The organism is Virgibacillus doumboii (assembly GCF_902806455.1).
Classification (GTDB): domain Bacteria; phylum Bacillota; class Bacilli; order Bacillales; family Amphibacillaceae; genus Lentibacillus; species Lentibacillus doumboii.
This window is the reverse complement of sequence record NZ_CADCWQ010000001.1, coordinates 1,924,543-1,944,635: the sequence shown is the minus strand read 5'-3', so window position 1 is coordinate 1,944,635 and position 20,093 is coordinate 1,924,543. Positions and strand designations below refer to the sequence as shown.

At 38.9% G+C, this 20,093-nt stretch carries 19 protein-coding genes; all 19 read left to right on the top strand.

The annotated features are described in order from the left end of the window. Window positions 1–6: 6 nt before the first annotated feature. Window positions 7–2,040 carry a flagellar biosynthesis protein FlhA gene (flhA, locus tag G6R02_RS09450; RefSeq protein ID WP_164668980.1) on the top strand — a complete coding sequence of 678 codons (2,034 nt, stop codon included), beginning with the start codon at window positions 7–9 and terminating at the stop codon, window positions 2,038–2,040. Continuing rightward, entirely contained in the window at window positions 2,037–3,152 is a 1,116-nt protein-coding gene (flhF, locus tag G6R02_RS09445; RefSeq protein WP_164668979.1) for a flagellar biosynthesis GTPase FlhF, read from the top strand. Before flhA ends, flhF begins: the two co-directional genes overlap by 4 nt. Next, entirely contained in the window at window positions 3,139–4,005 is an 867-nt protein-coding gene (locus G6R02_RS09440) for a MinD/ParA family protein (RefSeq protein ID WP_343032907.1), read from the top strand. The genes flhF and G6R02_RS09440 overlap by 14 nt, the downstream gene beginning before the upstream one ends. A gap of 5 nt (window positions 4,006–4,010) precedes the next feature. Continuing rightward, window positions 4,011–5,066 carry a protein-glutamate methylesterase/protein-glutamine glutaminase gene (locus tag G6R02_RS09435; protein ID WP_164668977.1) on the top strand — a complete coding sequence of 352 codons (1,056 nt, stop codon included), beginning with the start codon at window positions 4,011–4,013 and terminating at the stop codon, window positions 5,064–5,066. A 1-nt stretch (window position 5,067) separates the two neighbouring features. Then, entirely contained in the window at window positions 5,068–7,110 is a 2,043-nt protein-coding gene (locus G6R02_RS09430) for a chemotaxis protein CheA (RefSeq protein ID WP_164668976.1), read from the top strand. Between the two features lie 594 nt (window positions 7,111–7,704). Then, complete coding sequence (locus tag G6R02_RS09425; protein WP_164668975.1) at window positions 7,705–8,175, top strand: chemotaxis protein CheW; 471 nt, start codon at window positions 7,705–7,707, stop codon at window positions 8,173–8,175. A gap of 4 nt (window positions 8,176–8,179) precedes the next feature. Then, window positions 8,180–8,818: a chemotaxis protein CheC gene (locus G6R02_RS09420; protein ID WP_164668974.1), complete on the top strand. Its 639-nt coding sequence runs from the start codon at window positions 8,180–8,182 to the stop codon at window positions 8,816–8,818. Then, window positions 8,811–9,308 (top strand): chemotaxis protein CheD, encoded by a 498-nt coding sequence (locus G6R02_RS09415; RefSeq protein ID WP_164668973.1) that lies wholly within the window; start codon window positions 8,811–8,813, stop codon window positions 9,306–9,308. Before G6R02_RS09420 ends, G6R02_RS09415 begins: the two co-directional genes overlap by 8 nt. 78 nt (window positions 9,309–9,386) lie before the next feature. After that, the gene (locus G6R02_RS09410) at window positions 9,387–10,172 is read left to right on the top strand and encodes a FliA/WhiG family RNA polymerase sigma factor (protein ID WP_164668972.1); all 786 of its coding nucleotides are present in this window, start codon (window positions 9,387–9,389) and stop codon (window positions 10,170–10,172) included. 23 nt (window positions 10,173–10,195) lie between these two features. Beyond that, the gene (locus G6R02_RS09405) at window positions 10,196–11,569 is read left to right on the top strand and encodes a flagellar assembly protein A (protein ID WP_164668971.1); all 1,374 of its coding nucleotides are present in this window, start codon (window positions 10,196–10,198) and stop codon (window positions 11,567–11,569) included. Between the two features lie 675 nt (window positions 11,570–12,244). Continuing rightward, window positions 12,245–12,559, top strand: coding sequence for a hypothetical protein (locus G6R02_RS09400; RefSeq protein WP_246202538.1), 315 nt, complete (start codon window positions 12,245–12,247; stop codon window positions 12,557–12,559). Window positions 12,560–12,568: 9 nt separating this feature from the next. Continuing rightward, entirely contained in the window at window positions 12,569–13,006 is a 438-nt protein-coding gene (locus G6R02_RS09395; protein ID WP_164668970.1) for a DUF6115 domain-containing protein, read from the top strand. Window positions 13,007–13,232: 226 nt separating this feature from the next. Beyond that, window positions 13,233–13,985 carry a 30S ribosomal protein S2 gene (gene rpsB, locus G6R02_RS09390; protein WP_164668969.1) on the top strand — a complete coding sequence of 251 codons (753 nt, stop codon included), beginning with the start codon at window positions 13,233–13,235 and terminating at the stop codon, window positions 13,983–13,985. A 95-nt stretch (window positions 13,986–14,080) separates the two neighbouring features. Continuing rightward, on the top strand, window positions 14,081–14,965 hold the full coding sequence (tsf, locus tag G6R02_RS09385; protein WP_164668968.1) for a translation elongation factor Ts: 885 nt from the start codon (window positions 14,081–14,083) through the stop codon (window positions 14,963–14,965). A 124-nt stretch (window positions 14,966–15,089) separates the two neighbouring features. Next, a complete protein-coding gene (gene pyrH, locus G6R02_RS09380; RefSeq protein WP_164668967.1) occupies window positions 15,090–15,812 on the top strand; it encodes a UMP kinase in 723 nt (240 codons plus the stop codon). Between the two features lie 2 nt (window positions 15,813–15,814). After that, the gene (gene frr, locus G6R02_RS09375) at window positions 15,815–16,372 is read left to right on the top strand and encodes a ribosome recycling factor (RefSeq protein WP_164668966.1); all 558 of its coding nucleotides are present in this window, start codon (window positions 15,815–15,817) and stop codon (window positions 16,370–16,372) included. A gap of 321 nt (window positions 16,373–16,693) precedes the next feature. Beyond that, window positions 16,694–17,449, top strand: coding sequence for an undecaprenyl pyrophosphate synthase (gene uppS / locus G6R02_RS09370; protein WP_164668965.1), 756 nt, complete (start codon window positions 16,694–16,696; stop codon window positions 17,447–17,449). A gap of 15 nt (window positions 17,450–17,464) precedes the next feature. Continuing rightward, a complete protein-coding gene (locus G6R02_RS09365; RefSeq protein WP_164668964.1) occupies window positions 17,465–18,262 on the top strand; it encodes a phosphatidate cytidylyltransferase in 798 nt (265 codons plus the stop codon). An 89-nt stretch (window positions 18,263–18,351) separates the two neighbouring features. Beyond that, window positions 18,352–19,611 carry an RIP metalloprotease RseP gene (rseP, locus tag G6R02_RS09360; RefSeq protein ID WP_164668963.1) on the top strand — a complete coding sequence of 420 codons (1,260 nt, stop codon included), beginning with the start codon at window positions 18,352–18,354 and terminating at the stop codon, window positions 19,609–19,611. Window positions 19,612–20,093: the final 482 nt, after the last annotated feature.

The window sequence follows — 20,093 nt, the reverse complement described above, 5'->3', positions numbered from 1 at the left end:
ACAACGATGAAAGCACGTGATCTATCCGTACTTTTAGGAGTAATTTTAATCATTATCATGCTGGTTATCCCATTACCGGGATGGCTGTTAAGTGTACTCATTTTATGTAATATATCGCTTGCACTTGTCGTTATTCTCGTTTCGATGAATACACAGGAAGCATTGCAGTTTTCTATTTTTCCTTCGCTCTTATTGTTATTGACTTTATTCAGACTGGCTTTGAATGTTTCCACTACAAGATCAATATTATCTGAAGCTGATGCAGGTGGCGTGATTGATACCTTTGGGTCGTTTGTAATTGGTGATAATGCACTTGTAGGGTTTGTTGTATTTGTCATTCTGGTAATCATTCAATTTCTGGTTATTACAAAAGGTGCGGAACGTGTATCTGAAGTTGCTGCAAGATTTACGCTTGATGCGATGCCGGGTAAGCAAATGAGTATCGATGCCGATTTAAATGCGGGATTAATTTCCGAACAACAGGCAAAAGAACGACGCGAAAAAGTGGAAAATGAGGCGGATTTCCATGGCGCTATGGATGGTGCCAGTAAATTTGTTAAAGGTGACGCGATTGCCGGTATTATCATTGTGTTAATCAATATCATCTTTGGCTTAATAATTGGCATGGTTCAGATGGATTTTACGTTTACCGAAGCAATAAATACATATATGCGATTGACTGTTGGTGACGGCTTGGTCAGTCAAATACCTGCTTTATTAATCGCAACTGCAACAGGAATCGTCGTTACTCGTACTACATCAGAGGGGAATCTGGGCAGTGATGTAACCGGGCAGCTCCTCCAATATCCGAAACTGCTGTTCATTGCTGCGGGAACAATATTCTTATTGGGGCTAACTCCAATCAATTTCTTCCTGACTACTACAATAGCTGGATTATTGACACTGGGTGGCTATGCACTCCTGAGACAGGCGGATGTAAAAGAAGAACCGGATATAGAACAGGAGGAGCAGACCGAGTCATTGGCAATGAAATCGCCTGAGAATGTAGTGAATCTATTAAATATGGATCCGATAGAATTTGAGTTTGGGTACGCACTCATTCCGCTTGTTGATGCCAGTCAGGGTGGAGATTTACTTGATCGAGTCGTAATGATACGCAGGCAGCTGGCAATTGAACTCGGTATAGTAGTTCCTGTGGTGCGTATTCGTGATAATATCCAACTCAATCCGAACGAATATCGATTAAAAATTAAAGGGAATGAAGTTGCTGAAGGTGAGCTGCTGCTGGATCACTACTTGGCTATGACGCCTGACATAGATGATGAAGAAATAGATGGCATCGATACGAAAGAGCCTGCATTTGGGCTGCCGGCAAAATGGATAAGTGAAGAAAATAAAGATGATGCAGAGCTTTCCGGATATACGGTTGTGGATCCGCCATCCGTTGTATCCACACATATTACCGAAGTGATTAAACAACACGCTCATGCACTGCTGGGACGTCAGGAAACGAAACAGCTAATCGATCACTTGAAAGAAAGCTATCCAATTCTGGTCGAGGAAGTTACACCGGAACCATTGGCAGTCGGGGATGTTCAAAAAGTCCTTGCAAAGTTGCTTAGAGAGAATGTCTCCATTCGTAATTTGCCTATTATATTTGAAACATTGGCTGACTTTGGCAAAATGACAAATGATACAGACCTCCTGACTGAGTATGTAAGGCAATCATTATCATCACAGCTGACGAAACAGTATGCAACTGAAGACATGTCGATGAAAGTAATAACAGTTTCCGGAAAAGTGGAAAAAATGATTGCTGAAAACATTCAACAGACGGAACATGGTAATTTTCTGGCATTGGATCCAGCATCACAGGAAGAAATTATTAAAACAATCCATGAAGAAGTGGAAAAACTTACGCTACAGGAAGAGACAGCTGTTGTTCTATGTTCACCGGCTATCAGAATGTATCTGAAGCAGCTGCTGGAGCGATTTATGCCACAGGTTGTTGTTTTATCATATAACGAGTTGGAACCAAATGTTCAAGTACAAAGTGTTGGGGTGGTGAACGTTGCATGAAGGTGAAAAAGTATATAGCACCAACGATGCCAGAGGCAATGAGCCGAATTCGTAAAGAACTTGGCTCAGAAGCAGTAATATTAAATTCCAAGGAAGTTTTCCAGGGCGGTTTTTTAGGTTTTTTTAAAAAACGAAATATCGAGGTTATTGCTGCACTGGATCCAGAGCCCAAGCCACCAAAAAAACAGGAAACCAGGCAAAAGATTTCAGCTCCTGTCCAGAACGAAAAACCAAAGGATTATGATGTACTGAATGAACTAAGGCACCTGAAGCGAATGGTTGAATTGCAGACTACCGGTACAACTAACGAATATCCCGCCGAATATCAAGTCATATACAATTATTTAATTGACCAGGAAACAGATGATGATTTGGCAAATAGCATTATCGATTCCGTAGTGGATAGACACAAGGAAAAAGAGGGAGTCACACCAACTCAGGAAGATATTTTGAATGATACAAAACTTGAAATTGAAAACAGACTGAGTGAGTTGACTTATGAAGGATTAACCTATGAAAAGAAAATCATTCAATTTGTCGGACCAACTGGAGTAGGAAAAACGACAACGATAGCCAAAGCTGCTGCGGCCAGTAAACTGAAAGATAATAAGAAGGTGGCGCTTATTACAGCTGATACATACCGTATCGCTGCTATTGAACAGTTAAAAACATATTCAAAAATTTTGGATATACCAATTGAGGTCGCGTATAACATTGATGATTATAGTGCTGCAGTTAAAAAGTTTGAATCTTATGATTTAATCCTTGTTGACACAGCGGGGCGCAATTACCGGGATGAAAAATATGTTAAGGAACTGCAGAATAATATTGAAATAAATGCAAATGTCGAAACCTATTTAGTATTAGCAATGACTGCAAAATCAAAAGATGTCACAGAAATATACGATCAATTTCGCCACTTGTCCATTAGAGAGGTTATTTTTACTAAAATTGATGAAACACGGCAATATGGCAGCATCTTAAACATTGCATTAAAAAAGAATGTGGGTGTGGCCTATGTAACCAATGGCCAGGATGTTCCCGATGACATTATTCAACCAACACCAAAATTAATAAGTGATTATATAGTGGGTGAATATGGTGGTGCATGATCAGGCTGAAAGTTTGAGACGGCAGGTGGAACATACCAGAGAACCCGGACAGGCGAAAACGATAGCAGTTGTAAGCGGTAAGGGTGGAGTAGGCAAGTCAAATGTAGCACTGAATTTTGCGTTGGAGTTACTGAGGCATGATAATAAAGTTCTTTTGTTTGATTTGGATGTTGGAATGGGAAATATTGATATTTTGCTGGGGTTACATGCTGAGAAATCAATTGTAGATATGTTTAATAATCAGTTAACGGTTCATGACATTATAGAAACTGGCCCGCGCGGCATATCTTACGTAGCCGCAGGATCAGGATTAACGGACTTTTTTACGATGAACCAGGAGAAAAGGGATTATTTTTTCCGGCAATACGATGAACTTATAACTATTTATGATTATATTATTTTCGATATGGGTGCCGGAGTTACAAATGATAGTCTTTCATTTATTGTAGCATCTGATGAATGTATTGTTGTAACAACCCCGGAGCCAACATCCATAACAGACGCATACGGAATGATCAAACATATTATCAATAGACAGCAAAGTATGCCGGTATCGGTTATTATGAATCGTTCATCCATAAAAAATGGAAGTCAGACAATGGAACGTTTTCGGCTGATAGTTGAACAATTTTTAAATATAAAAATCCGTAAGCTGGGAATTCTCCCAGACGATAAAACAGTTTCTGCAGCCGTTGTCCGACAAATTCCATATGTACTGTTAAATGAAAAAGCGGCTGTTTCAAGAGCAATAAAAGACATCACTATTGATTACTTGCAAAACGGTTCAGAGGCTAAAAATCAAAAATCTGCTTCGTTTGTTCAACGATTAAAAGCATTTGTGATGGAGAGATAATTACAATGGATTCTATTCGAGTTGTAGTAGTTGATGATTCCGCGTTTATGCGCAAAATGATTACTGATATACTTTCGAGTGATAATCGGATAGAGGTAGTTGCCACGGCAAAAAATGGTGAGGATGGACTTCAGAAAATAGCTGATTTCAAACCGGATGTTGTGACACTTGATGTTGAGATGCCAATTATGGATGGAATCACTGCACTACGAAAGCTTATGCAATCTGATCCATTGCCTGTAGTTATGCTTTCCAGCGTCACAGAAGAAGGGGCGACTAAGACAGTTCAAGCAATATCAATTGGGGCAGTTGACTTTGTAGCAAAGCCATCTGGAGCGATTTCATTAGATCTCAATAAGATTAGCGAAGAGATACTTACAAAAGTGTTAACAGCTGCACAGGCTAATATTTCCAAATCCCAGCCAGTTTCAACAACGAGAAAAATAACTGGTACCGATACCAAAGAATATGACAAAACGATTGTTGGCATTGGTTCATCAACAGGTGGACCAAAAGCATTGCAAAATGTTTTGTCTGATATGCCAGATGACTTCCAAGCAGCCGTTTTAATCGTTCAGCATATGCCAGCAGGATTTACCAAATCACTAGCTAAACGACTGGATGCATTGGTGCCGATTAAAGTTAAAGAAGCAGTACATGGTGAAATTATTCAGAAAAGTACTGCCTATATAGCACCAGGCAATTATCATATGAAGGTGCGAGCAGTTGGTACAGCATATGCGATTGAGTTAACCCGGGAAAAACCTGTATTTGGTCACAGACCTGCAGTCGATACGCTTTTTGAATCGATTGCTAATGTTCAAAAGGTTAATAAGATTGCTGTTGTACTAACCGGAATGGGATCCGATGGAGCTGAAGGAATAAATATTTTAAAGGAAAAAGACCCTGGAGCAATTATTGTAGCGGAGTCGGAAAAATCCTCTGTTGTATATGGAATGCCTAAAGCAGCTGTTAAAACAAACCATGTCGATCACATTGTTCATTTGCATCAGGTTGAGGATACCATTACTAAGTTAGTAAATCGATCAAGGGGGATGTAATGTGGATACTTCACAATATTTAGATGTTTTTATTGATGAGAGTACGGAACATATGGATGTGTTATACAATCAATTACTTGAACTGGAGAAAAATCCGGCTGACAAATCAATTATAGATGAGATTTTCAGGGCAGCTCATACACTAAAGGGCATGTCAGCAACAATGGGCTATACTGAAGTAGCAAATCTGACACATAAATTGGAGAACATTTTCGATGGTATCAGATACGATAAAATTACTGTACATACCGACATGATCGATATACTTTTCGATACGGTTGATCATCTTAATGCAATGGTTGAAGATATCGGCAACGGGGGAGATGGCATACGTGACGTAAGTCAAATTGTTGCCTATATGGATAAAATAGAAAATGGCAGCGGTGAAATAGCAAGTACCAAAACGTTATCAGAAAATGATGCATCGGAAACAAATGATACATTAAATTCGGTATCCGATCTTGATGAATTTGAAATTTCTATTTTAAAAGAATCATCTGAACGGGGTTTCACTAATTATGAGATTACCGTAGAGCTTCGAGAGGATTGTCTGTTAAAAGGTGCACGTGTATTTATGGTATTTGAAGTTTTGGAAAAGCTCGGGGAAGTCATTAAATCAGAACCATCCGTGAATGAATTGGAAGAAGAGAATTTCGAATATTCTTTTGCGGTACTGCTTATATCGCAATATACAGAAGATGAAATTCAATCCAGAATAAATAAAGTTTCCGAAATTGAAAATGTGATTGTAAATCCCTTTTCAGTAGAAGCATATACAACAATGCAACAGGAAAAAGAAGCGGCTGCAGCCCAGCAAAATACGGAAATATCTTCCCAGGAAAGTAAAAACGAAAATAAAAATGAATCAACAAGCTCCGGAAAGGCACCGGTAAGCAAAACAATTCGCGTGAATATTGACAGGCTGGACATTCTGATGAATTTATTCGAGGAACTTGTGATTGACCGCGGGCGGCTGGAGCAAATCTCAAAGGAACTTGGCAATAATGACTTACAGGATACAGTGGAACGAATGTCACGTGTTTCTGGTGATTTGCAGGATATTATTTTGACGATGCGAATGGTTCCAATTGATCAGGTATTTAACCGTTTTCCACGAATGATTCGCCAGCTTGCACGGGATTTAAACAAAAGTGTGGATATTGACATTATTGGTGCCGAAACAGAGTTGGATCGAACTGTTATTGATGAAATAGGCGATCCGTTGGTTCATTTAATCCGAAATGCAATGGACCATGGCATCGAATCACCACAGGAACGAAAACGAAAAGGTAAACCTGAGCAAGGAACAATAAAACTGCAGGCATATCATAGTGGAAATCATGTGTTTATTGAGATATCTGATGATGGGGCAGGAATTAATAAAGAGAAAGTAATTGATAAGGCAATCAAGAATGAGGTCATAGACAGTAAACAGCTTGAATCACTATCTGACCGGCAAATTAATGAATTGATAATGGAAAGCGGATTCTCCACCGCAGAGAATATATCCGACATTTCCGGCCGCGGTGTCGGTCTGGATGTTGTCAAAAATACGATCGAGTCACTGGGTGGCAGTATAACAATCGATGCAGTACCCGACGAAGGGTCAATGTTTTCGATACAATTACCATTAACATTATCTATCATTTCCGTCCTGTTGGTTGAATTGCAGGATGAAAAGTATGCAGTTCCATTATCATCAATTATTGAAACTGCAATCATTCATAAAGAACAGATAATGTATGCTCATAATAAAAGTGTTATAGATTTCAGGGGTAAAGTAGTTCCACTCGTATTCTTAAATGATATTTTTACCGTTCCAGAGGCGGAAGAAACAGTTGATGATGAATATGTGTCAGTTGTTATTGTTAAGAAAGGCGACAAAATGGCGGGACTGGTTGTAGATTCATTCATTGGTCAGCAGGAAGTTGTATTAAAGTCACTGGGTAACTATTTATCTGACACGTTCGCTATTTCGGGCGCAACGATTCTTGGTGATGGACAAGTAGCGTTAATTATAGATGGTAATGCATTGATTAAATAAGGCCGTTTTCTGAAATATTGGGATTGCGGTTAGATGTTCTATCGAAAAGGTTTACTGTTTTTACACAAAAGATATAAATTGCGAGGTAACTTTTAAAAAAAGATTGAGTGCTATAACACCGCTGCGGAAATACACTTCGCTTTCCGTGGGCGGCTGATGAACCTCCTTGCCCCTACGTCGCTGCGGAGTCTCATCTAGGCCTCTGCTCCCACAGGAGTCTACGTGTATTTCCTCCGCTAGTTTTACGTTTATGAACTATTAGTTGGAGTAGGAAGAGTACGCAAGACACCACATCACTAGTCTGGGTGAGCAGAGGGTGGTAACTCCTGCGGGAATAGCACGTATCCGAAGCCCCGCAGATTGACGAGCGAAACATCCACCGAATAAACTACGAGCATTCAACCCGAGGCGCCTTGGTACCCGGAGGTCTGAAAGCATCCGCCCGAAACAATCCCGGACGGCGGAGAGAGAATTAGACGTCTTATAGAAAACATTCCAGCAGTTACGTCGCTGTTTATATCAACCGTCGAGATTAAAGGGCAACAAAATCTATGAGGTCAGGCTAAAATAAAAATTCAAATTGGAGGAGTTACTATGAGTAATGAGACAGTTGCAGATCGTAAAGTGATTGTTTTTCGACTGAATGATGAAGAATATGCGGTTTCAGTACAGCAGGTTGGTTCAATTGAACGAATACAACCAATTACAAGAGTTCCGCAGACTGCTGACTTTGTTAAAGGAGTTATTAACCTTCGTGGAGTTGTTACCCCAATTATAGATTTACGAATCCGCTTTGGTTTGGAAGAGACTGATTTTACTGAATCCAGTCGCATTATTATTATTTATCTTGATGACATTGAGGTGGGTTTGATCGTTGATTCGGCAAACGACGTTATTGATATTCCTGAAAATGTGATTGAGCCGGCGCCTGAAGTAGTGGGGACTGCTGATGTTGACTATATTGATGGTGTAGCAAAGCTTGATAACCGGTTGTTAATTTTGCTTAACATGCGAGAAGTGCTTTCCAAGGAAGAAATAAATGAGTTAAAGTCCGTGGAAGGCTGAGCGTATGAATGATATAAAAAATCTAACAAATGTGCAAATGGATGTTTTGCGTGAGGTAGGAAATATTGGTGCTGGAAATGCAGCAACTTCCATGTCAAAACTAATCAATAAGAAAATAGATATGCAAATACCTTCCGTTAATATAGTGTCCTTCAACGAAGCAATTGAAATGATAGGTGGATCTGAGACGCCAATTGCGGGTATAATGATACACATTTTTGGGGACGTTCCCGGGAAAGTCTATTTTATTTTGACCATTGAAGAAGCAGAGTTTTTAGTTAAAAGTATTACTGGGCAATCGAATTTCAAACTGTTAAGTGAAGAAGAACTGAATGAGTTTGCGATTTCGGCATTAAAGGAATCAGGAAATATTTTAACCGGGTCATATATTTCAGCTCTATCAGATTTCACTCGTCTTAATATGCAGCCATCCGTTCCCTTTTTGAGTGTTGATATGGCTGGGGCGGTTTTATCTGAAAGTTTGATAGAAGTTTCTCAGGTTACAGACTATGCAATAATTATCGATACGAAAATAAATGATGGTGAATCAGTTAACGGTATACATGGGAATTTCCTGTTTTTGCCGAATCCGGAATCATTCGCAAAAATATTTGAAGCACTGGGAATTAAAGAAAATGAATAATACACAGTCAGTCGTAAAAGTTGGTATCGCCGATTTAAATACTGTCAAGGCACCGCAAATTATCCGGACATCCGGTCTTGGATCCTGTGTAGGCGCAGTGTTGTATGACTTATCCAACAAGGTTGCTGGGCTGGCACATGTAATGCTGCCGGACTCCAGTCTCGCAAAGCGGGATAATCTAAACCAATATAAATATGCGGATACAGCTATTGACATACTGATAGATAAATTACGTGAAAATGGTGCAAGAAAACCATTACTGAAAGCGAAATTGGCTGGAGGTGCGCAAATGTTCCAATTCGCCCCGTCGAATGAATTAATGCGGATTGGTCCCAGAAATGTAGAAGCTATCGAAGAAAAACTTGAACAATATCGTATACCTGTTGTTGCCATGGATGTTGGCGGTAATTGTGGCAGAACAATCGAATTTGATCCTGCAACAGGCAACCTGAAGATACGAACAGTTACAAAAGGTGAATCGGTTATTTGAACAAATAAAAGTAACGTCTTATTACATTTACTGCAAAATATCATTTCCCTGAGAACTAATCGGGAGGAGGGAAACATAATGAAAACGAATAAATCTCCTCTAGAGCAAAAATTGTGGAATAACTGGCTGGAAAATAAAGATAGCGAAGCAGCAAATGCTTTAATTGAAAATTATATGTATCTGGTAACCTTTCATGTCGATAGAATTTCCAGTCATCTTCCAGGTAATGTTAGTAAAGATGACTTGAAAAGCTTTGGATTAATGGGTTTATTTGATGCGCTAAATAAATTTGAGCACAGCCGTGACCTGAAATTTGATACTTATGCATCATTTCGTATTCGTGGTACGATTATTGATGGTTTAAGAAAAGAAGACTGGTTACCAAGATCTATAAGAGAAAAAACAAAAAAAGTGGAAATCATTTCACAGGAACTTGAGCAAACCTTTCAGCGCGAACCGACCGCAGAGGAAATTGCAAAAAAAATGGAGATTCCTGTGAGTGAAGTGGAGTCTCTTGTCCGGGATTCACTTTATGCAAATGTTTTGTCCATTGAAGAGAAAAAGTCCAAGGAAAGCGGAAAAGAGCACAAAGAAGGTATTGGATACACAATACCTGATGAATCTGCTGTTTTGCCGGATGATCACATGCTGCAATCGGAAATAAAGCAGGAACTTATTAACAGTATAAAATTATTGAATGATAATGAACAAATGGTAATCAGTTTATTTTATGATCAGGAGCTGACACTGACAGAGATAGGTCAAGTTCTGGAATTGACGACATCCCGTATATCCCAAATTCATCGAAAAGCTATTTTCAAATTGAGAAATATACTCAGTAAAGTCCAGGCTAATTATGAATAGAGAAAAAACAGAGGGGAATCAGCATGCGTCAAATACAGGATTACATTGTTTTAACCACAACCAATGATAACATGTTTGCCATGATCGATGTTGCAAAGGAATATAATCATACTGAATTAGAAGTAGATAAAGAGGCTATTATTCAGTTTCTGCAAGATAATAAAATTATTTATGGAATTGATGATAATGCAATTGAGACATTCATTTCAGCGAAGGATGACTCTAATTTTCCTTTAACAATTGCTGAAGGTCAGCCTGCTGAGAATGGTGTTGATGGATATATTCATTATGAAATAAGTTTTGAAGATAATGAAATCAGGAAAACTCCTGAATGGAATTTTCGTGATGTAATGCGTATACCATCCGTGACAAAAGGACAATTACTTGCTGCATTAAAGCTGCCTACCGAAGGAAAAGACGGCATAAATGTTTTTGGAAAAACAGTACAAGCACGCCCTGGAAAACCTTGTAAAATAAAAGCCGGCAAAAATGTAGTTTTTCATGAAGAAGAACTTTCATTTTATGCTGAAGCAGAAGGACAGTTTAGTGCTACAGACAGAATGATACAAGTATTCGATGTATTCGAAGTTAATGAGGACCTTTCTATGAAAAACGGCAACCTTGATTTTGTCGGATCTATTATGATTAATGGTGATGTACCAACCGGGTATACAGTGAAAGCAAAAGGCGACATTCGAATTTTCGGAATGGTGGAAGCTGCAACGATTGCTGCAGACGGATCTGTATATATTTCAGAAGGTATGTCCGGCCTGCAAAAAGGTCTTATAAAAGCAGGGGAAAATGTGCATATAGGATATATTAATCAGGGGACAGTATACGCTGGCAACGATATTAATGTGGAAAATTCAGTTTTACATAGTGAAATCACCGCAAGACATCAAGTATTCTGCCAACGAGGAAATATTATCGGTGGTTCCGTTTCAGCAGGGGAACGCATTGAAGCGAAAGATACTGGTAATCGACTGAATACCAAAACGGAAATTATCCTTGGATTTAATAAAGCGACAGCTGAGAAAGAGAAAATAATATTGGCAAAAAAAGAGGAATTGCTGAGTACTATGACGAAACTTAAAACAATCAGTGATAAAATGGAAGGTGAGCCAAACCAGGATGACCCGAAATTAAAAGTCACAATGTTACGGATTAAAAACTCATACAACAAAACAATGAAGCAGTTACAGGAAATCGAGGATACATTAAAACAACTAAATCCTTACCTTGGCAGTGAGCGGGATGCCCAATTAATAGTAAGAGGACATCTTTATCCAAATGTGCTCATAGCCTTTGGCAAGTATAAACGTAAGATTGAAACGAACCATCAATACGTTAAAATAAAGTTGGATTATAATGAAGTAACTGTCAGGAATATTAACTAATTTGCTCTTTTAAGCTGTACGGTTGATATTAGATTAAGATGACTGGTACATGAATTAATCAATTGAATAGTTGATATAAAATGCGCAGTAACTGTTGGAATATAAATAAAGACTTCTCGCCCCTCCGTCCGGAATCGCTCCGGGCGGATGCTTTCACACCTCCGGGTACCAAGGCGACATCTGCTCAAAAATTTTTTTTTCGCAGTGTCTTCTTAGCCGCGGGCACGGCCTCAGCCTCCTCGAGAAGGGTGCTCGTCGTGTTGCGAGTGTTTTCAGAGAAGCAGCACTCCTCGCAACTCGTAGCATATTCGGTGGATGTTTCGCTCGTCACTCTACGGGGTCTTCGGACTCGTGCTATTCCCGCAGGAGTCACCGCCCTCCGCTCACCCGGACTAGTGAAGTGTTTTCCTGTGTGTTTTATCCCGTTTCCTACTCCAACCAATAGTTCATAGACGTAGAACCTAGCGGAGGAAATACACGGAGACTCCTGTGGGAGCAGAGGCCTAGATGAGACTCCGCAGCGACGAAGGAGCAAGGAGGCTCATCAGCCGCCCACGGAAAGCGAAGTGTATTTCCGGAGCGGTGGTCTAACACTCATCTAAAGTTACTGCGCATTATATATCAACTGCACAGCTCTGGCAATACAAAATTTCAAACGAAATACTCATTAAGGAAGTGATTCTGTTGAGCTGGAAATCAATAGAAATGCAGGTGGCACTTCCAAGAACACAAGATGCAGGAAAACTTCAAGAACAAATGCTGAAACAAAATCAGCATTTCCAGGAGTCGCTTGCGCAAAGTCAAATGAAAGAAGCTGAACAAAAACGTAAACGCGTACAGGAGTTTGAAAGCATCAATGACGTTAAAATTAAAGATGAGGACCGCGATAACCCTAGTTCAGAAGATCAGCAAAGCGGTGCGCGTGATCACAATAATGAAGAATCAATTGAGCACCCCTACCTGGGCAAAAGAATTGATTTTAGTGGATAGAGGGATGTTATGAATTCAATGCTATTAATAATCAGCTTTTTGCTGCACATCGTTGCCTTAACAGCAATTTATCAACTGTTTAAGCAGGTACAATCGTACAAAAAAGGAAATGCCCAGGATATAATCGAGCTGCTGGACACGTATTTAGAAGAAATTAAAGAAGAGAATCGACTTTTAGAAGAGAAAATTGATAAACAAAACCCTCAAGCCCCTAAAGTCGCACCGGTAAACAATCATATTAGACAGGATATAGAAGAGGAACATGAATATACACCCCCTCAGGCCTCAGAGGATGCAGATGATTTCGAAGCTTCTTTACAGGCACAGATAATGCACCTTCATGATAAAGGTTTGACAGTTGATGAAATTGCCAGGAAGTTAAATTGCGGAAAGACCGAAGCGGAATTAATTATAAAAATGGGAAATAAAAACAATAATAAAACTTGATTGCGAATAATTGATGTGATATATTTATTTTTGGTGTAAATGCTATGCTTATCTGTCGAAAGTAAGCAGGCTAAATAACACACGTTCAGTAATTTGGATATTGGGTGCCGCAGCAGAAGTCAGAGGTAAGATGTCGGAGGTCAGAAACTCAGCCGAATTTCTTTGATGCGGTCTTTATGCAAAAATGATCTGAGCGGAGGATAAAAACCATTAGGAGGAATTTATTATGTCAGTAATTTCGATGAAGCAACTGCTTGAAGCTGGTGTGCATTTCGGTCACCAGACTCGCCGTTGGAATCCGAAGATGAAGAAATATATTTTCACGGAACGTAACGGCATTTATATCATTGACCTTCAAAAAACAGTTAAGAAGGTTGATGAAGCTTACAATTATGTTAAGGATATCGCAGCAAATGGCGGTTCCATTCTTTTTGTAGGTACAAAAAAACAAGCACAGGAATCTGTTCGTGATGAAGCAACACGTTCTGGCATGTTCTATGTAAACCAGCGTTGGCTGGGCGGAACATTAACTAACTTCCAAACAATCCGTAAACGTATCAATCGCCTTAAAGATATTGAACGTATGGAAGAGGATGGTACCTTTGATGTACTTCCTAAAAAAGAAGTAGTTGATTTACTGAAAGAAAAAGATCGTTTAGTTAAATTCTTAGGTGGAATTAAAGAAATGAACAAGCTTCCAGATGCTATGTTCGTAATTGATCCACGAAAAGAGCGCATTGCAATCGCTGAGGCACATAAATTAAACATTCCAATTATCGGAATTGTTGATACAAACTGTGACCCGGACGAAATTGACTATGTTATCCCGGCAAATGACGATGCAATTCGTGCTGTCAAACTTTTAACATCTAAAATGGCTGATGCTGTCCTTGAAGTAAAACAAGGTGAAGAAACAGAAGAAGTACAGGCCGAAGAAGAGGCAGTTGCCGCAGATAACGCTGAATCTGATAACGAGTAGTATCGCAGGAGGACAGGTGATAAGGGGATGAGAGCCTTTTATCACCTTTTTTAAAGAAAATTTAACATATTGAAAAGTCTGAAGGAGGATTTGTAATGGCAATTACAGCACAAATGGTTAAAGACCTTCGTGAAAAAACTGGTGCCGGTATGATGGATTGTAAAAAGGCACTTCAGGAAACTGATGGAGACATCGAAAAAGCAATTGATTTTCTGCGTGAGAAAGGTATGGCAAAAGCAGCGAAAAAGGCTGACCGTATCGCTGCAGAAGGTTCAACATACATTGAAGTGGACAATAATTCAGCAGTACTGTTGGAAGTGAACTGTGAAACAGATTTTGTTACAAAAAATGATCAATTTAAACAATTACTTGCTGAACTTGGTAAACATCTGGTGAAGCAACAACCTGAAACAGTTGAAGAGGCACTTCAGCAAAATCTTCATGGTGATGGCGACAAGGTTGAGAATTATATTAATTCCATTGTTGCTAAAATTGGAGAAAAAATATCATTACGCCGTTTTACAGTTGTAAATAAAACAGATAACGATGCATTTGGCGCTTATCTTCATATGGGCGGAAGCATTGGTGTGCTTTCTTTGATTGAAGGAACTACTGATGAATCGGTTGCAAAAGATATAGCAATGCACGTTGCAGCGGTTAACCCGCGCTATGTATCACGTGACGAGGTAGCTGAAGAAGAAGTTAGCCGCGAACGTGACGTATTGAAGACGCAGGCATTGAATGAAGGTAAACCTGAGCATATAGTTGAAAAAATGGTTGAAGGTCGTCTGGGCAAATACTTTGAAGAAATTTGTCTGCTGGAGCAAAACTTTGTTAAAGACCCTGATCAAAAGGTGAAAAAATATGTAGCTGCTAAAGGTGCTGCTGTAAAATCATTTACTCGTTATGAAGTTGGCGAAGGGATGGAAAAACGTGAGGAAAACTTTGCCGATGAAGTAATGAGTCAAATGAAAAAATAATGAATACTGGAATAGGGAACAGCTATGTTGTTCCCTATTTCACTAGTACAATATAATTGTAATGGTTCAGAACTTTATTTATACTTAACAAAACATTATATATAATATTTCTATGGAGGTAATTATGACAACAGCTCGATACCGTAGAATTGTGTTAAAATTAAGTGGTGAAGCATTAAGCGGAGAGCAAGGATATGGAATCGAACCAAAAGTTATCCAATCTGTTGCAGCGCAGGTAAAGGAAGTCGCAGAGCTGGGAGTTGAAGTAGCCATAGTAGTTGGCGGCGGAAACATCTGGCGCGGAAAAGTTGGAAGTGAAATGGGAATGGATCGTGCAACAGCTGATTACATGGGAATGCTTGCAACCATTATGAATTCCCTGGCACTTCAGGACAGTTTGGAGAACAATGGTATTCCAACCCGTGTACAGACATCAATTGAAATGCGACAAGTTGCTGAACCTTACATAAGGAGAAAGGCTATCCGTCACCTGGAAAAGAAACGTGTAGTTATTTTTGCTGCCGGGACTGGAAATCCTTATTTTTCAACAGATACTACTGCAGCATTACGCGCAGCAGAAATTGAAGCAGAAGTTATTTTGATGGCTAAAAATAATGTTGATGGCGTATATTCCGACGACCCGAAAGTCAATAAGGAAGCAGAAAAATATACGGAAATATCCTATATGGAAATGCTGAATGAGGGTCTGGGTGTTATGGATTCCACGGCATCATCGTTATGTATGGATAATGATATTCAGTTAATCGTATTTTCGATTACAGAAGAAGGTAATATTAAACGGGTTATCCAGGGCGAAACGATAGGAACAACAATAAGGGGGAATTAATCATGTCAGATGGTATACTGAAGGAAATGCGCAGTAAAATGGAGCAGGCTACCCAGGCATTTTCCAAAAACCTGGCAACAGTTAGAGCAGGACGTGCAAATCCATCTCTATTGGACAGTATTTATGTTGATTACTATGGTGCTTCAACACCGTTAAATCAATTATCAAATGTGTCTGCTCCGGAAGCACGATTGCTGGTGATTACACCATTTGATAAATCATCAGTGGGGGATATTGAGAAAGCAATCCAAAAAGCTGACTTGGGTTTATCACCATCAAGTGATGGCAATGTCATTCGCATTAATATTCCTGCTCTTACAGAGGAACGCCGCAAAGAACTGGTTAAAGTTGTAGGAAAGTATTCCGAAGAGGCAAAAGTACAGGTCAGAAACATTCGACGTGATGCAAATGATCGGTTGAAAAAAGATGAAAAAAGTGGTGACTTAACGGAAGATGACTTAAGAAGTGCTCAAGATGATGTGCAAAAAGAAACCGATACTTACATCAACAAAATTGATCAGCTGGCAAAAGGAAAAGAAAAAGAAATTATGGAAGTTTAAGTGTATAATTGAAGTGAAATAAGAAGCTCTGGCCCTCTTGTTTAAGAGGGCTTTTGTTTCCATTAAGAAAATGGTTTTCTTTGAAGTATTAGAAATGCTATCCTTTATACTGCGTTGAAAAAGGTCGGTTTTTCTAATATTTTAATAAAATCATTATAAAAATTTGTGTATTATAGTGATATAATGGTGTTTCATCCTAATAGGATAGTAAGGTCATATAATAATTTTTTAACTGTGGTAATCTAGATTTTTCTTATCCTTCAGATTGATTATATTTAAAAGGATTGTATAAGGATAATCAACCATATCGGAGGACAAATTATGTCAATGAAACTTCCTTTTTTTAAGAATAAACAAAAAGATAAACAAAATAACTTTGATAATACGCCAAAACACGTTGCCATTATTATGGATGGCAACGGGAGATGGGCAAAGAAACGTGGTTTGCCACGAATAGCGGGGCATAAAGAGGGTATGAATGTTGTTAAAGAAATTGTAAGAGCAGCGAGAAATTGTGATGTAAAAATCCTCACCTTATATGCTTTTTCCACAGAAAACTGGAAACGGCCGAAACCGGAAGTTGAGTACATAATGAAACTGCCCAAGGAATTTCTACATATTTATTTGCCTGAGCTTATCGAGAAAAATGTTCGGATAGAAACATTTGGTGATTTTGATGCACTGCCATATCATACAAAAGAAGCAGTTGAATATGCAAAAGAGAAAACAAAGAATAATGATGGATTATTATTAAATTTTGCTTTAAACTATGGTAGTAGATTTGAAATTATGAATGCTATTAAGGAAATTATCTCAGATATTGACAACTCCAACCTGACGTTGGAAACACTTGATGAAAATAAATTCTCTGAGTATCTTTACACCAAGGGTTTAACCGATCCTGATCTGTTAATACGGACAAGTGGTGAGCAGCGTTTAAGCAACTTTTTATTATGGCAGGCCGCTTATTCCGAACTCTGGTTTACGGATGTACTCTGGCCTGATTTTTCAGAGGAAATATTTAAAGAGGCCCTCTATGATTATCAGCAGCGCAAAAGACGGTATGGGGGTATTTAAGGTGTTGAAATATACATGAAGCAACGGATTCAGACAGCAGTTTTAGCATTTATTATATTTATACCATTTGTAATATTTGGCGGACTGTCATTTACAATATTTGTTTATGCTCTGGCAACAATAGGATTAATTGAATTACTGAGGATGCGCAAGATTGGCAAGTACTCCGTTCCTTCCATACTTGCTGTTGCCTTGTTATGGATCATATTATATAAGGATCCTTCCGACATAATTTTCTTTTCGAAAACGGAAGTAATTATGTTATTTGTTCTGTTCCTGTTAACATATACTGTACTGGTTAAGAATAAATTTACTTTTGATGAGGCAGGTTTTATTCTGTTATCAACTATTTATGTTGGCATGGGCTTCTTTTATCTGCTGGAAACCCGTGATGGCAGTAATCTTGATGGTTTATTCAACATATTTTATGTACTGGTTGTTATTTGGGCAACTGATACTGGTGCATATTTCGCCGGGAGATTGGTTGGCAAAAGAAAACTGTGGCCAAAGATAAGTCCTAATAAAACAGTTGAAGGTGCAATTGGGGGAATTGTTCTTGCCTGTTTGGTAGCTGTTATCTTCCATATCATTCAGCCAGTCGCAGAATCAATGCTTATCGTTATCGGTGTCACTGTTTTAATATCTGTTTTCGGACAGATCGGAGACTTGGTCGAATCAGCACTAAAACGACATTACGGTGTAAAGGATTCAGGTGATTTACTGCCTGGACACGGTGGTATACTGGACAGGTTGGATAGTTTGCTGTTTGTTTTACCAATACTGCACTTTACGCACTTTATTCATTTTTTATAAGTTGAATGAAGTAATTAATTAAGCGTAAAATTATTAAGTAAACAAGAAGTCGAAGGGATTCCTACTCAGATTAAAGGAAGGTGCTTCTTTTGAATACAGTTATAGCGTTTATTTTTATGTTTGGCCTGCTTGTTTTTATTCATGAACTCGGCCATTTAATCTTTGCAAAACGTGCCGGGATGCTGGCGCGGGAATTTGCTATTGGCTTTGGGCCAAAGATTTTTGCTTTCACAAAAAACGAAACAGTTTATACAATCCGGCTGCTTCCGGTTGGCGGATATGTACGGGTGGCTGGAGAAGACCCGGAAATAGTTGAATTAAAACCCGGACAGCACATTGGACTGGAATTTAATGATGAAGGAAAGGTAAATAAAATAATTGTTAATAATAAATCCAAACATCCCAAAGCAAGGATTATTGAGGTGGAACATGCCGATCTTGATCAAGACTTGGTAATTGAAGGTTACGAGATTGATGAAGAAGATCAGAAATTTCTTTTTGAAGTCGACCGTAAGGCATTTTATGTAATGGACGAGAATGAAACCCAAATTGCACCATATGATCGGCAATTTGCTTCCAAAAGTGTGGGGAAACGGGCAATGCAGTTGTTTGCTGGTCCGATGATGAACTTTTTGCTGGCAATTGTTATTTTCATAATCGTTGGGCTTATCCAGGGTGTACCTGTTGAAAGTGCATTGATTTCAAGTGTTCAATCAGACAGTCCTGCAGAGAAAGCTGGTATCCAGGCAGGTGATGAGATTGTTCAGATTGACGGGAATTCAATCTCTACCTGGGAGGAATTCACTAATATTGTTCGCAACAATCCCGAGGAAGAACTCAGCGTCACAGTTGAGCGTAATGGTGAAACAGAATCACTTACTGTAACTCCTGCAAAACAAGAACAACAAGGCATTACATTTGGACAGGTAGGTGTACGGCATGCTTTTGAGAAATCATTAACTGGTACACTTGAATATGGCGTAGAACGAACGTATGAAACAACTAAATTAATTCTGACCAATTTAGCGATGTTAATTACAGGTCAATATTCTATTGAAATGATAGCAGGACCTGTTGGTATATATGATGCAACAGACCAGTTTGTTGAAGCCGGATTCATGACATTCCTGATGTGGACTGCAATATTAAGTATTAACCTGGGGATAGTAAACTTGGTTCCAATACCGGCTCTTGACGGTGGGCGATTATTGTTTGTTGGTATTGAGGCAGTTCGCGGAAAACCGATAGATCCGCAAAAAGAAGGAATTGTTCACTTTATTGGCTTTGCCCTATTGATGCTGTTGATGATAGTTGTAACATGGAATGATATTCAGAGGTTACTTTTATAAAGGTTCATTTTGCAGTTTTCAATTGTAATTATATACACTGCAAAACACTTTGAAAAAGTTGAGTGTAATAACACCGCTGCGGAAATACACTTCGCTTTCCGGGGGCGGCTGCCCGGCCCTCCTCGTGCTTACGCACTCAGAGGTCTCACCTAGGCCTTTCCTCCCCCAGGAGTCTACGTGTATTTCCTCCGCTGGGTATTGCTCAAAAAATCTTGGTAAAATAATTACATGATGGTTAAAAACATGATTTTTAGACCAGCTGCGGTGGTTAGGAAGCATTATAAAATGTATTTGGTTCGTATTTTATGAACATTGTTAGGAGAGTTTCATTCTTTATAGTGAAGCGAAAAGCAACAATCTTTTAGAAAGTAGCCTTTGTAAATTTTACGTTTAGATTAAATCAACGTTGAGAACCCTTGTCCGCATATATGACAAGGGTTTCCATCATTAATAACTGTTTTTACAATAATTGGGAGGAACAC

Excerpts from the sequence above, each read along its gene's own strand:
- G6R02_RS09415 (WP_164668973.1), top strand. The coding sequence starts at position 8,811 with ATGAATAATACACAGTCAGTCGTAAAAGTTGGTATCGCCGATTTAAAT.
- uppS (WP_164668965.1), top strand. The coding sequence starts at position 16,694 with ATGTCAATGAAACTTCCTTTTTTTAAGAATAAACAAAAAGATAAACAA.
- G6R02_RS09405 (WP_164668971.1), top strand. The coding sequence starts at position 10,196 with ATGCGTCAAATACAGGATTACATTGTTTTAACCACAACCAATGATAAC.
- G6R02_RS09425 (WP_164668975.1), top strand. The coding sequence starts at position 7,705 with ATGAGTAATGAGACAGTTGCAGATCGTAAAGTGATTGTTTTTCGACTG.
- G6R02_RS09395 (WP_164668970.1), top strand. The coding sequence starts at position 12,569 with ATGAATTCAATGCTATTAATAATCAGCTTTTTGCTGCACATCGTTGCC.
- G6R02_RS09420 (WP_164668974.1), top strand. The coding sequence starts at position 8,180 with ATGAATGATATAAAAAATCTAACAAATGTGCAAATGGATGTTTTGCGT.
- G6R02_RS09440 (WP_343032907.1), top strand. The coding sequence starts at position 3,139 with ATGGTGGTGCATGATCAGGCTGAAAGTTTGAGACGGCAGGTGGAACAT.
- G6R02_RS09410 (WP_164668972.1), top strand. The coding sequence starts at position 9,387 with ATGAAAACGAATAAATCTCCTCTAGAGCAAAAATTGTGGAATAACTGG.
- pyrH (WP_164668967.1), top strand. The coding sequence starts at position 15,090 with ATGACAACAGCTCGATACCGTAGAATTGTGTTAAAATTAAGTGGTGAA.
- frr (WP_164668966.1), top strand. The coding sequence starts at position 15,815 with ATGTCAGATGGTATACTGAAGGAAATGCGCAGTAAAATGGAGCAGGCT.
- G6R02_RS09435 (WP_164668977.1), top strand. The coding sequence starts at position 4,011 with ATGGATTCTATTCGAGTTGTAGTAGTTGATGATTCCGCGTTTATGCGC.
- flhA (WP_164668980.1), top strand. The coding sequence starts at position 7 with ATGAAAGCACGTGATCTATCCGTACTTTTAGGAGTAATTTTAATCATT.
- tsf (WP_164668968.1), top strand. The coding sequence starts at position 14,081 with ATGGCAATTACAGCACAAATGGTTAAAGACCTTCGTGAAAAAACTGGT.
- G6R02_RS09365 (WP_164668964.1), top strand. The coding sequence starts at position 17,465 with ATGAAGCAACGGATTCAGACAGCAGTTTTAGCATTTATTATATTTATA.
- rpsB (WP_164668969.1), top strand. The coding sequence starts at position 13,233 with ATGTCAGTAATTTCGATGAAGCAACTGCTTGAAGCTGGTGTGCATTTC.
- flhF (WP_164668979.1), top strand. The coding sequence starts at position 2,037 with ATGAAGGTGAAAAAGTATATAGCACCAACGATGCCAGAGGCAATGAGC.